Here is a 13,753-nt window from a genome sequence, read left to right on the forward strand (position 1 = left end):
ACGAACAAGCGTTGGGCATAAGACATGAAAGATGCTGAATCAAGTTCAGCAATACGTGGGGCTAAACAAAACGCCAATGTTAAAGAGAACGATCATAAAATCCTTAAATCCAAAAAATCATGATCAAAAAAAAGGGCGTAAAGTTTACACCTTACGCCCTATACCTTAAACCTTCCGGCTTAAAATCTATTTCATGAATAACAATTCTCTGAATTTTGGTAAAGGCCAAACGCTATCGTCAACAATTTGCTCTAATTTATCAGCATGGTAACGGATAGTATCGAAGTAAGATTTAACTTTCTCATCGTAAGCAATTGCTTTCTCACGAGTGTCTTCAATTTTGTTGGTTACTTTACGTTCTTCTAACATCGCGTCGATATTGGTTTTAACGATGTCTAAATGCTCAGAAAGTTTTTTAACGATGTCAAGAGAAGATTTGCTTTCTACACCAAGTTCTTTTAACCCTTTTACATTCTCGATTAAAGAATTTTGGTAAGCAATTGCAGCAGGAATGATGGCAGTATTTGCCACTTCGCCCATTACACGAGCTTCAATTTGTAGTTTTTTGTAGAAATTCTCTAACATGATTTCATGACGGGCATGGATTTCACGTTTGCTATAAATTCCGGTACTTTCAAATAAACTTGCAGATTTCTCAGTTAAATAAGCATCTAAAGCTTTCGGTGTAGTTTTGATGTTTGATAAACCACGTGTTGCAGCTTCATCTTCCCACTCCTGGCTGTAGCCATTACCTTCAAAACGAATTGATTTGGATTCTTTGATGTATTTTTTGATTACCGTTAATAAAGCGATGTCTTTTTTATCGCCTTTTTTGATCAATTTATCAACTTCAGCTTTGAATTTAACCAATTGCTCAGCCATAATTGCGTTTAAGATCGTCATTGGAGCCGAAGAGTTAGCTGAAGAACCAACTGCTCTTAACTCGAATTTGTTACCTGTAAATGCAAAAGGTGAAGTACGGTTACGGTCGGTATTATCCAACAAAATTTGTGGAATTTTAGGGATACCTAACCAAAGTGCGTTATCTTCTTTAATTTTTTTGCTGATGCGTGAGTGCTCAATTTCATCTAAAACATCGTTTAATTGAGAACCTAAGAAGATTGAGATAATTGCTGGCGGCGCTTCGTTAGCACCTAAACGGTGATCATTACTTACTGAAGCAATACTCGCACGTAATAAATCTGCATGTTCGCTTACTGCTTTAATCGTGTTTACGAAGAAAGTTAAAAACATTAAGTTGTTTTTAGGCGTTTTGCCTGGAGCCAATAAGTTTTTACCAGTATCAGTAATTAACGACCAGTTGTTGTGTTTACCTGAACCGTTGATGCCAGCGTATGGTTTTTCGTGTAATAAAACACGGAAATGGTGACGACGAGCAACTTTTTCCATCAAATCCATCAATAATTGATTGTGATCAATGGCCAGGTTTATTTCTTCATAAATAGGAGCACATTCGAATTGAGAAGGTGCAACCTCATTGTGACGGGTTTTTAAAGGAATACCTAATTTTAGGGCTTCATTTTCGAAATCGACCATGTAGGTGAAAACACGCTCAGGAATTGATCCGAAATAATGATCTTCTAACTGTTGGCCTTTAGCAGACATGTGTCCGAATAAAGCACGACCAGTTAACAATAAATCCGGGCGGGCATTAAACAATGATTCATCAACCAGGAAATATTCTTGCTCAATACCTAAAGATGCATTTACTTTAGTGATGCTTTTATCAAAATACTGGCAAACATCAACAGCGGCTTTATCAAGTGCAGCTAATGCTTTTAATAATGGAGCTTTATAATCTAAAGCCTCACCAGTGTAGGATACGAAAACGGTAGGAATACAAAGTGTTTTACCTGCTTTGCTTTCCATAATGAATGCTGGAGAAGATGGATCCCATGCAGTGTAACCACGAGCTTCGAAAGTATTACGGATACCCCCGTTAGGGAAACTTGATGCATCCGGTTCTTGTTGAACCAAAGCACTTCCAGCAAATTTTTCTATAGCACCTTCGCCACTTGGCTCAAAAAATGAATCGTGTTTTTCAGCAGTTGTACCTGTTAATGGTTGGAACCAGTGAGTGTAATGCGTTGCTCCAGCAGCCATAGCCCATGCTTTCATTGCATTTGCGATCTGGTTAGCATCGTCAGAATTAATTAATTCACCTTGATTAATAGATGAGATTAATTTTTCATACACGTCCTTAGATAAGAAATCTCTCATTTTTTTCTTATCAAATACATTAGCGCCAAAAAAATCAGAAATTTTTGCAGATGGTGATTTTACTTCTGGCGAAATTCTGTTTTGAGCCTCTTTTAATGCGATGGTTCTTAAGCTTTTCATTAATTTGTTATGTTTTTTGTCAAAAATAGTATATTTTATTGTTTTTTATAAAACAATCGTAAGTTTTAGAGCAATTTTATTGAAAATGAAATAAAAAAATGTTTTTCAAATGGAATTTTTCATTATTCGTAAAGAAAGTGGAATTTTCAGCTGGTTTATGGAATTGTGAAATTTGCTACATCATGCTATAAAAATCAATAGCTATGTTCAACTCCTCAATCAATGTGTACAAAACCGAGTGGCTCGATCTTGTATTCGCAAACCGAAACAAAACTTATGGTGCTTATGAGTTAAGGTCTAAATCGTCAAAAATCATGACCCGGGCATTATTGCTATCCGTAAGTCTTTTTTTATTGCTTGTCTTTGCTCCTTTAGTGTATAGCAAAATATTTCCAACGGTGGTAGAAGTTATTGTCCCTCCAAAAGTTATTGATTTAAGTGATGTGATTCATGAGATGAAGAAGCCAGAGCCAGAAAAAAAAGTGGAGCCGGCGAAATCAGAGCCAGTGAAAGTAAAAACAGTTAAAATGACTTCGAACATTGTTGTGGTTGATAAAACTGAAATTAAAGATCCACCAACTATTAAAGAGATTCAGAATGCTGTAGTGGGCAATGTAACTCAGGATGGTGAAATCAAACCGAATTTAACCCTGGTAACCTCTTCTTTGAATGGTAATGGCAGCGGATTAGAAAAAGAGGTTGCTGGAACTGGAGAAGATAAAGAGATTTATACAGGAGGTGGGGTAGATGAATATCCAGAGTTTGCCGGCGGTATGAAAGCTTTTACAAAATACATGGAGCGTAATCTGCGCTATCCATCACAAGCGCAGGAGGATGGTATTCAAGGTAAGGTGTTTTTAAGTTTCGTTGTAGAGAAGGATGGTTCGATAACTGATGTGAAGGTGCTTAGAGGCATTGGTTTTGGCCGCGATGAAGAAGCCATGAAAGTAATCAAGAAATCACCTATGTGGAAACCCGGCAAAAATAAGGGCATTCCAGTTAGGGTGAGATATAACATGCCGATTAATTTTAATTTAATGTAAGGCAGTGGGATCAGTTAAATATTTAACGCTCAAAATAGGGAAGGTGTGATGGATGATTGGTTAAAGGCCTGGATGAAGATTCAGGCCTTTGTTCTGTATAAATACTGCGTTTAAAGATTTTACTTTCGCTTTACGATTCCCGCCTTCGCGGGAATGACGGGAAGGGCAGAAGATTAACGATAGCAATTAGTGGCCGTTGAATTTGAAAACCAACTATAAACGGTCGTCATCCTCAGCTTGACTGGGGATCTTACTACGCTTTCCTTTCTCACGCTTTACGATTCCCGCCTTCGCGGGAATGACGGGAAGTGTAGTAATAGCATTATGTTTGTTGAGGACACCAACCATTAGGATAACCAGGAACGGTCGTCATCCTCAGCTTGACTGGGGATCTTACTACGTTTTTCTTTCTCACGCTTTACGATTCCCGCCTTCGCGGGAATGACGAACAAAATAGCCGTATCAAAATAGCATAAACGCAAAAAGCTTGAGTAAAACCCAAGCTTTTTGTATAAATAAATATGGCTAACCCTATGCCTTTTCTTCAATCCATTTTCTGGCATTTACGAAAGCTTCCATCCATGGCGAAACCTCGTCTTTTCTGCCAGCCGGATAGTTTGCCCAATGCCATTGGAATAAAGAACGTTCAATGTGTGGCATCATCACCAAATGGCGACCTGTTTCATCACACATCATCGCGGTGTTATAATCCGAACCGTTGGGGCTTGCCGGATACGTTTCGTAAGCATATTTAGCTACAATTTTATATTTTTCTTCTGCATATGGTAAAGAGAATCTTCCTTCGCCATGCGATACCCAAACGCCTAAGGTGCTGCCGGCCAAAGTTGATAACATCACCGAATTGTTTTCTTGTAACGTTAATGAAGTGAAAATACTTTCGTGTTTGCCACTTTTGTTGTGCAACATTTTTGGCTTGTCTTCATGATCTTTGTTAATTAAACCAAGCTCTACAAATAATTGGCAACCATTGCAAATACCAACAGATAAAGTATCAGGGCGGGCGAAAAATTTCTCCAGTGCTACTCTCGCTTTTTCATTGTATAAAAATGCGCCTGCCCAGCCCTTTGCCGATCCTAAAACATCAGAGTTAGAGAAACCACCAACGGCACCAATAAACTGAATATCTTCTAATGTTTCCCTGCCAGTAATTAAATCCGTCATGTGCACATCTTTTACATCAAAACCAGCTAAATACATTGCATTGGCTAATTCACGCTCAGAATTACTTCCTTTTTCGCGGATAATCGCCGCTTTTGGACGAGGTTTAGAGGAATCAATTACCGGTTTCTTTCCATCAAACTGTAATGGAAAACTGTATTTTAAAACGTGATTTTTATAATTATCGTAACGTTCTTTCGCTAATCCATTTCCTGTCTGCTTGCTATCTAATAAGTAAGATGTTTTAAACCAAACATCACGTAGATGATCAATATCAAAACTGAAACTATCAGCTTTATTTTTTACTTCCAGCGTAGCTGATGAATTCACTTCCCCGATTTTATGGAAAGTTACACCGGCGGTTGTTAAAGTGCTTTCTACTGATGAATCCGCTTGAAAAACAATCGCGATATTTTCCGCAAATAGTAACTTGATAATATCTTGCTCGTTTAAGGCGGTTAAATCAATTGATGCACCTAAATCGCGATCTGCAAAACACATTTCCAGTAAGGTAGTAATTAAACCACCGCTGCCAATATCATGTCCGGATTGCACTTTACATTCTTTAATTAGCTGTTGAATGGCGTTAAATGCTTTTGAGAATTGACCCGCATCTTTGATATCCGGTGTTTCAGTGCCGATTTTGTTTAATATCTGTGCGAAGGATGACCCACCTAGTTTATAAGTATCATTAGAAAGGTTGATATAATAAATTGAACCGCCATCTTTTTGAAGTACTGGCTCCACCACTTTAGTGATATCATCACAGTTTGCGCCTGCAGAAATAATTACTGTTCCTGGTGCAATTACATCACCATCCTTGTATTTCTGTTTCATTGAAAGTGAATCTTTCCCTGTCGGGATGTTGATTCCTAAATCAATAGCAAATTCCGAACATGCCTTAACGGCAGCATATAAACGGGCATCCTCACCTTCATTTTTACAGGCCCACATCCAGTTGGCAGAAAGCGAAACGCTTTTTAAACCATCTTTTAATGGAGCCCAAACGATGTTTGATAGTGATTCTGCGATCGCATTGCGACTACCAGCAGCCGGATCAATTAAAGCCGAAAGTGGAGCATGACCAACCGAAGTTGCAATTCCTTCCTTGCCCTGAAAATCCAATGCCATTACCCCGCAGTTGTTTAAAGGCAATTGTAATGGACCTGCAGTTTGTTGTTTTGCTACGCGGCCACCCACACAACGGTCAACTTTGTTGGTTAACCAATCTTTCGATGCCACAGCCTCCAATTGTAAAACTTGCTCTAAATAAGTGTTCAGTTCCGCTTTTTGATAACTTAGATATTCATATTTACGGTCGATCGTTTGATCTTCCATTACAATTTTCGGGGAGCTGCCAAACATATCCTTAAGCTCAAAATCCATTGGTTTAGCACCTGTGGTTTCCGATTTAAAAGTAAAGCGATGATCGCCAGTTACTTTTCCAACGTTGTACATTGGAGAACGTTCGCGATCGGCAATTTTCTGTAAAGTTTCAATATGTTCGTTGCCGATTACCAATCCCATTCTTTCCTGAGATTCGTTGCCGATAATTTCTTTAGCAGATAGGGTAGGGTCGCCAACAGGTAATTTATCAAGATCGATCAAACCACCTGTTTCTTCCACCAATTCTGATAAACAGTTTAAGTGTCCGCCTGCACCGTGATCGTGAATAGAAACAATGAAGTTCTCTCCGCTTTCTACCATGCCACGTACAGCGTTTGCAGCACGTTTTTGCATTTCCGGGTTGGAACGTTGAATGGCGTTTAATTCGATGCCTGATCCATGCTGGCCGGTATCAGCTGATGATACGGCTGCACCACCCATTCCAATTCTATAATTTTCACCACCGAGAACAACAATGTTATCTCCTTCCTGTGGTTTTTGTTTTTGTGCCTGACTAGCCTTGCCATAACCGATACCACCGGCAAGCATGATTACTTTATCGAAACCTAATTTGCGTGAATCTTCTTCATGCTCGAAAGTTAAAACCGAGCCAGTAATAAGTGGCTGACCGAATTTGTTTCCAAAATCTGTCGCACCATTTGATGCTTTGATCAGAATGTCCATCGGCGTTTGATACAGCCACTGTCTTTCTTCAACACCATTTTCCCAGGGACGATTTGCTTCCAAACGCGAAAGCGCTGTCATGTAAACCGCAGTTCCGGCTAGAGGTAATGAGCCTTGTCCGCCAGCTAAACGATCTCTGATTTCGCCACCAGAACCTGTTGCAGCACCATTAAAAGGCTCTACAGTTGTAGGGAAATTGTGCGTTTCGGCTTTTAGAGATATTACCGAATCAAAATTACTTGTAGCGTAATACTCAGGGACATCAGCACGTTTAGGTGCAAATTGTTGCACTCGCGGCCCTTTGATAAAAGCCACGTTATCTTTATATGCAGAAACAATATCGTTAGGATTTTCTTCCGAAGTTTTGCGAATCAACTTAAAAAGTGAAGTTGGTTGTTCTACACCATCAATTACAAATTTACCGTTGAAAATTTTGTGGCGGCAATGTTCCGAATTCACCTGCGAGAAACCGAAAACCTCTGAATCAGTAAGTGGTCGTTCCAGGTTTTTTGCCAGATTATTTAGGTATTCAACTTCCTCATCACTTAATGATAAACCTTCTTGTTTGTTGTAAGCAGCAATATCAGTGATTTCTAAAATAGGTTCAGGCTTGATATTGATGGTATAAATGTTTTGATCAAGGTTGTCGTATTTCTGAGAAAGCATGGGGTCGTAATCAGAAAAATCTTCAGCAACTGCTTTAAATTCTTCTATACGGATGATGCCTTGAATATCCATATTTTGAGTAATCTCAACAGCATTGGTACTCCAAGGTGTAATCATTGCAGCTCTTGGTCCAACGAAAAAGCCGCTTAAAGCTGCATCTTGCGAAATTTTGGCGCCGCCGAATAACCATTCAAGTTTAGTAATATCATCTGGGGAAAGCGCTTTATCTGTTTGAAGTACAAAAATCGCTTGCGATTGACTAAGGAAGAAATGAATCATGCTTTTTTTTTGAAAGTGCAAAAATAGCTTTTTTAAATTTAATGAGTGAAGGAATGAAGGGTTGAATGAGAGAATTTTGGACGGTTAAATGTAAAATAATTATAGTTGCTAAAACTGCGAATCATTTAGAGCGCCTGAGCTATTTAAATTTCAATCATTTTCTGCAACTTTGCTACATTCTGTCATTCAAAATTCACTCATTCTACACCACTTCAAATGTTCAACCGAATTCATCACATTGCTATTATTTGTTCTGATTACGAAAAATCAAAAGACTTTTATGTAAACAAACTGGGTTTTACCATTCTGGCTGAGGTTTATCGGGCGGAACGAAAATCTTACAAATTAGATCTAGCGGTAAACGGCTTTTATCAAATTGAGCTTTTTTCTTTTGAAAATCCGCCCGCTCGTCCTTCCGGACCAGAAGCTCAAGGTTTACGGCACCTGGCTTTTGAAGTGGATAATATTAAACTAGAAACTGGAAGATTGAGTGATCAAGGTATTGTTAGCGAAGCTATCCGGATTGATGAATTTACGGGTAAAAGATTTACCTTTTTTGCGGATCCAGATGGCTTGCCTTTAGAATTGTACGAGGCTTAATTAGAAGCACCTCATTGTTTATTTTTTTGTAGGGGTCAATCGCTAAAGGAGTAATATTCTACCATGAGCATTTTTAAATTCAAACAATTCGAAGTAGATCAAACGGGCTGTGCTATGCGAATCAATACCGATGGGGTTCTGGTTGCTGCGAAGGCTAATCATAACAGGCCAGAAAAAATATTAGATATAGGAGCAGGCACAGGTGTGATCGCGATGATGCTAGCTCAGCGCTTCACAGAAGCTGATGTTTATGCTGTAGAAATCGATTTGCAAGCTGCTGAAACCGCTGAAAAAAATTTTAAAAACTCCATATTTAACAGTCGATTGTATCTTGATCATGTGGCCATTGAAGAATATCAAAGTAGCGAAAAATTCGACCTGATTGTGTCTAATCCACCCTTTTTTGTTAATGATTTGAAAAATGAGGAGGTAAGGAAAGGAATGGCAAGACACGCAAGCGATAATTTTTTTAGGTTATTGGTCGAAAAATCAAGTCAGCTTTTAGATGCCAAGGGCTCTCTGTGGTTAATTCTTCCTTTGAAACAGGCAGAAGAGGTGATCGTTGAGGCCATGAAATACCAGATGAAACTCAAAACCCGAATTAATATTTGCTCTGATAGAGACAAATTGCCATTTAGGCAAATCATATGTTTAAGTAAGGAAGGCGATTTGCTTCATGAAAGCAATTTTTACATTTACGAATCGCGAGGAAGTCACACCCTGGAATATCAGAGATTACTTAAAGATTTTTTCCTGGCATTTTGATGTCATTTAATGATAATATCGTACAAAAGAAATAAGTCGATGACGAGAGATATCTGTGTCAAAAAATAAAATTCAAATTTGTTGTTTAATAGATTGCGGAAATAAAATTTAGGCTGAATTTTTAAAAATCTTCAATAGATATGAGCAAAAGTTTACACACTGCTTTACAATTTACTTTATATAATGAAAAAGATCGGTTTAATTTCTGATACACATGGATTTTTAGATGACGCGGTATTTAAGCACTTTGATCAGGTGGATGAAATATGGCATGCTGGCGATTTTGGTTCTCATGTCGCAACAGAACTATCTTCGTTTAAACCGCTTCGTGGTGTATTTGGCAATATAGATGATGCTGTGATCCGGAATGAATTTCCGGAACATAATAGGTTTCAGTGCGAACAGGTAGATGTGTGGATGACACATATCGGCGGTTATCCCGGACGTTACTCTACCTTTGTTAAGCCAGAGATATACACTAACCCGCCAAAATTATTTATTACCGGCCACTCACATATATTAAAAGTGATGTTAGATGGAAAGATCAAATGTTTGCATATTAACCCAGGTGCAGCGGGAAAGCACGGTTGGCATAAAGTGAGAACATTGGTTCGTTTTTGCATAACTGACGAAAATATTCATACCTTAGAGGTTATAGAGTTATCAGGTAGATAATGTAAAATTTACACTAAGTATGGTTTGCGGCGTGAAAACATTAGGACAATTTATTATAGAAAAACAAGCAGATTTCCCTTATGCCAAAGGTGAACTTTCGAGGTTATTAAGGGACATTGCGATTGCTGCAAAAATTGTAAATCGAGAGATTAACAAAGCTGGTTTGGTTGACATGATCGGTCACGTAGGAACAACAAACATTCAGGGCGAAAAGCAAAAAAAGCTTGATGTTTATGCTGATCAACAATTTATTGCTGCACTAACCAGTGGAGGTGAGTGTTGTATTATCGCCAGTGAAGAAGAAGAGGAAATCATTCATATCGAATCTCCCGTTTCACAAAATGCAAAGTATATTGTTTGTATCGATCCAATGGACGGTTCGTCAAATACGGATGTTAATGTTGCGGTAGGAACCGTTTTTTCTATTTATCGCAGGAAATCTTTAGAAGGAAGAGCTGGTATTGATGATGTTTTACAAAAGGGTACTGAGCAGGTAGCAGCCGGATACATTATTTATGGATCATCTACTATGTTGGTTTACACCACGGGTAAGGGGGTTAATGGTTTTACATTAGATCCATCGATTGGAGAGTTTTGTTTGTCACATCCGGATATGAAAATTCCGGAAACTGGTGTAACTTATTCCATTAATGAAGGAAATTATGTTCACTTTCCTGAAGGGGTAAAAAAATACATTAAATATTGTCAGGTAGAAGATGAAGCTTCTGATCGTCCGTATACTTCAAGATATATTGGTTCTATGGTTGGAGACATCCACAGAAGTTTAATAAACGGAGGGATTTACATTTATCCAACAACAGCTCGTTCACCGGAAGGGAAATTGCGCTTACTTTACGAATGTAACCCAATGGCCTTTATTATCGAGCAGGCTGGGGGAAAGGCGAGTACCGGTTTTGAGCGAATACTGGATATACAGCCTACAGAAGTGCACCAACGTGTGCCGGTATTTATCGGATCGGTAAAAATGGTACAGAAAGCAGAGGAAATGATGTTAATTTATGCCGATAAAACTACAACTCCTCATACACAGGTGGAAGCCAAATTGGAGGATATGGGTGTTGTAGGTGGAATAGATTAATTTTTCCGTGTGCTGTTTAGAGAAGCGTTGCTTTCTTTCGTTCTGCTTCGAAAAAAGTATCAATGGCTAAGTTTTGTTTGTCTTGAGAAGCAAAAACCGCTAATCTGTCACAGCGTTCATTTTCTGGATGATCGTTGTGGCCTTTTATCCAAATGAATTTTACTTTATGAAGTTTGTATAATTCGAGAAATCGAATCCACAGATCTTTGTTTTTTTTGTCTTTGAAGTTTTTAGTTACCCAGCCAAAAACCCATTTTTTTTCCACTGCATCCACCACATATTTCGAATCGGAGTAAACGGTCACTTCCTGGTTAAGGCTTTTTAACGCTTCTAAGCCCTTAATAACGGCAAGTAATTCCATGCGGTTATTTGTAGTCATGCGGTAACCACCACTTAACTCCTTATAATGTTTGCCTGCCCGTAATATGGTGCCGTAACCCCCAGGTCCTGGGTTTCCACTTGCTGCTCCGTCTGTATAAATTTCGATCATAAAGACTGTAAAGTTATGTTTTTGGTTTTGATAAGTGCTGTTTAGTTCAAGATTGAAAAAAATATTTCGTTTCAAATAATTGAATAATAACTAATTAAAAATTTGTTGTTAAATCTTTGAAAAAAATATTTGCAAGGAATATTAAAAGTCGTACTTTTGTGACACTAAAAAACACGGTGGCTGTAGCTCAGTTGGTTAGAGTATTGGTTTGTGGTGCCGAGGGTCGTGGGTTCGAGCCCCATCAGCCACCCCAATGGGGCAAAGATTTTTTCGAAAATTTTTGCCCCATTTTTTTACCTTTAACTGTTTGTTTTTCAGGTAGATATGCTGGGCAGTTTCGTTGACTAAAGTGGTTCGAAAACGGTCTCCATCGTAGACCAATTTTTCAATAAAAAGTGTACTTATCAAGTATCTCTTCCCTTCTACACTAGAATTTTCATAAAAAAGATCTAATTGCTTTAAATTGTTAATAGCGCGCTCTGCTATAGGTTTAATGTTTAAAATTTCTTTATTCTTCGTGTTTATTGGATCAAGCAAAAAAGTTGGGGAGTTGAGAAGTTTATTTAATTTTGTTCAACATTATTATTTTGGACAGCTCAATATTATCATTTATACTACCAGAAGGGTTAACTGAATACTTTGAACTTGATAAGTTCGAACTTTCTGAAGGCTCTTACCATATTTATCTTTTAGAGAAAAACATTCATCCCGAAGAGTATTCAGGTGAGAAGTTGATTTCTAAAGGCTTTTTCGATGAAATCACCGTTCGAGATTTTCCTTTGCGTGGAAAACCTTGTTTTTTGAAGTTAAAGCGGCGCAAGTGGCAAAATCTCAATACAAAACAGATTGTTTTCAGGGATTGGAACCTGGTTGCCGATGGTACCAAGATGACTACCGAGTTTGCATTTTTTTTTGAAAAGCTATTTGGATTCAAGCCCAATAAGCTGTAAAACGCTAGGTCATTTCTTTGGTGTTGACGGCAAACGTCTTGAGGAGCAGTATGCTAGCCATCTGAGTGGATTTACCGTTTGGGATCAGTTGGAACATGCTGGGGACTGGCTTCTATTTCCTGAAAATATGGGAGAATATCTTTCCATAGATGAAACCAGCCTGTCCCAGGGAGAGTTGTATACCGTTCTGACCAATAAGGCTGCAAAAGGTAAAAAAGGTGCCCTTGTTGCCATTATTAAAGGAACTGAAAGCGAATCTGTGATCCAGGTCCTCTCTCAGATCAAGGTGGGCCTGCGCAGAAAAGTGAAAGAAGTTACTCTTGATCTTGCTCCAACAATGTCGCGTATAGTTAAAAGATGCTTCCCTCAGGCCAAACTGGTTTCTGATCGCTTTCACGTACAGCAACTGGCTACCGAAGGCGTCCAGGAAATAAGGATAAGACATAGATGGGAGGCCATAGAACAGGAAAATAAGGAAATGGAGCTGGCCAAGGCTGTAAAAAAACGCTGGGTACCGGAATTGCTGGAAAATGGTGACACTGTAAAACAATTGCTGGCAAGAAGCAGATATCTGCTATTCAAGCGGGAGGTCAACTGGACACCTTCACAATCACATCGGGCTGAGCTTTTATTTGGTTTGTATCCCGATCTTGAACAGGCCTATAAACTGAGTCAGGGCTTGTCCACTCTACTCAGTACATCCAAGGACAGGATAATTGCTTTTAAAAAGCTGGCCATTTGGTATAATCAAGTAGAATCCGCTGAATTTAAATCGTTTAACACAATTTCAAGAACAATCCAGAACAACTACGAAACGATACTAAACTACTTTGATAACAGATCAACCAATGCCTCGGCAGAATCTTTCAATGCAAAGATAAAGGCTTTTAGAGCACAGTTCAGAGGTGTGAGAAATGTGAAATTCTTTCTATTCAGGTTATCTAAAATTTATGCTTAAGATTACTCCCCAACTTTTTTGCTTGATCCTGTTTATTTCGTTTAGTTTAGATTCAACGATTGAAATTTTAACATTGCAATCATTCTTGATTACTCTAAAATCAGTAGCTTCAATTTCATCATCTAATAGCAACTCTCTTGCTCGGTCTATTTTTTTGTTTAGATCTCTTATTTGAGTAGTATATAATTTCCTTTCATCCAGAATTGATCCGATCTGGTTATTATAAGCTGATATTGTCTCCACAAAGATCTCTTCAAATCCGTTTCGCGGTAAATACTCCATTAATTCTGTCGAAAATGCTTCATTAACTACTTCCGATTTAAAACGCACGCCACAAGATGAAGAGCAATGGTAATAAGTGTGATATTTATTTCTGCCTTTTGAGGCGCTGCCGCTTAGTGTTCTTTCGCAATTGGGACATTTTAGAAACCCTCTTAAAAGTAGTTCCTGTCGGGTAGCAATTGGTTGTCCAAATTCTTTCTTTCTTCCATTCAAAATGTCTTGAACGTTAAAGAACATCGTTTCGCTTATTAGAGCTTTGTGCACTTCCCAAAATTCAGACCATTTAAAAGTAGAATTCTAGACCGAGCGCAGCGAGGCTATTAGAAAAACTATTAA

General features: G+C 38.4%; 11 protein-coding genes and 1 tRNA gene. 8 read left to right on the plus strand and 4 right to left on the minus strand.

Annotation, left to right across the window (positions count from 1 at the left end; translation table 11 throughout):
• Positions 1-186: 186 nt before the first annotated feature.
• Positions 187-2,361 carry a glutamine synthetase III family protein gene (locus AC3ITD_RS04000; protein WP_265799129.1) on the minus strand — a complete coding sequence of 725 codons (2,175 nt, stop codon included), beginning with the start codon at positions 2,359-2,361 and terminating at the stop codon, positions 187-189.
• A 203-nt stretch (positions 2,362-2,564) separates the two neighbouring features.
• On the opposite strand from AC3ITD_RS04000, the gene AC3ITD_RS04005 reads away from it, so the two are divergent.
• Entirely contained in the window at positions 2,565-3,404 is an 840-nt protein-coding gene (locus AC3ITD_RS04005; RefSeq protein ID WP_489364178.1) for an energy transducer TonB, read from the plus strand.
• A 531-nt stretch (positions 3,405-3,935) separates the two neighbouring features.
• Here AC3ITD_RS04005 and purL read toward each other — a convergent pair.
• Entirely contained in the window at positions 3,936-7,673 is a 3,738-nt protein-coding gene (gene purL / locus AC3ITD_RS04010) for a phosphoribosylformylglycinamidine synthase (RefSeq protein WP_489366627.1), read from the minus strand.
• Positions 7,674-7,814: 141 nt separating this feature from the next.
• Between purL and gloA2 the strand changes: the two genes are divergently transcribed.
• From gloA2 to fbp, 4 genes are all read left to right on the plus strand, one after another.
• Entirely contained in the window at positions 7,815-8,198 is a 384-nt protein-coding gene (gloA2, locus tag AC3ITD_RS04015; RefSeq protein WP_265799131.1) for an SMU1112c/YaeR family gloxylase I-like metalloprotein, read from the plus strand.
• Between the two features lie 63 nt (positions 8,199-8,261).
• Entirely contained in the window at positions 8,262-8,963 is a 702-nt protein-coding gene (locus tag AC3ITD_RS04020) for a tRNA1(Val) (adenine(37)-N6)-methyltransferase (RefSeq protein WP_265799132.1), read from the plus strand.
• Between the two features lie 183 nt (positions 8,964-9,146).
• Positions 9,147-9,638 carry a metallophosphoesterase family protein gene (locus AC3ITD_RS04025; RefSeq protein WP_265799133.1) on the plus strand — a complete coding sequence of 164 codons (492 nt, stop codon included), beginning with the start codon at positions 9,147-9,149 and terminating at the stop codon, positions 9,636-9,638.
• 19 nt (positions 9,639-9,657) lie between these two features.
• Entirely contained in the window at positions 9,658-10,737 is a 1,080-nt protein-coding gene (gene fbp / locus AC3ITD_RS04030) for a class 1 fructose-bisphosphatase (RefSeq protein WP_489364181.1), read from the plus strand.
• A gap of 16 nt (positions 10,738-10,753) precedes the next feature.
• On the opposite strand, the gene rnhA is transcribed toward fbp, so the two are convergent.
• On the minus strand, positions 10,754-11,227 hold the full coding sequence (gene rnhA / locus AC3ITD_RS04035) for a ribonuclease HI (RefSeq protein ID WP_265799135.1): 474 nt from the start codon (positions 11,225-11,227) through the stop codon (positions 10,754-10,756).
• A 176-nt stretch (positions 11,228-11,403) separates the two neighbouring features.
• Here rnhA and AC3ITD_RS04040 point away from each other — a divergent pair.
• From AC3ITD_RS04040 to AC3ITD_RS04050, 3 genes are all read left to right on the plus strand, one after another.
• A tRNA-His gene (locus AC3ITD_RS04040) sits at positions 11,404-11,480 on the plus strand.
• Positions 11,481-11,814: 334 nt separating this feature from the next.
• Entirely contained in the window at positions 11,815-12,177 is a 363-nt protein-coding gene (locus tag AC3ITD_RS04045) for an ISAon1 family transposase N-terminal region protein (protein WP_265802123.1), read from the plus strand.
• Positions 12,152-13,135 (plus strand): ISAon1 family transposase, encoded by a 984-nt coding sequence (locus AC3ITD_RS04050; RefSeq protein WP_489364184.1) that lies wholly within the window; start codon positions 12,152-12,154, stop codon positions 13,133-13,135. The genes AC3ITD_RS04045 and AC3ITD_RS04050 overlap by 26 nt, the downstream gene beginning before the upstream one ends.
• Here AC3ITD_RS04050 and AC3ITD_RS04055 read toward each other — a convergent pair.
• Entirely contained in the window at positions 13,115-13,654 is a 540-nt protein-coding gene (locus tag AC3ITD_RS04055; protein ID WP_489364186.1) for a recombinase zinc ribbon domain-containing protein, read from the minus strand. The genes AC3ITD_RS04050 and AC3ITD_RS04055 overlap by 21 nt on opposite strands.
• Positions 13,655-13,753: the final 99 nt, after the last annotated feature.

This window comes from Pedobacter sp. KH_004 (assembly GCF_057840755.1).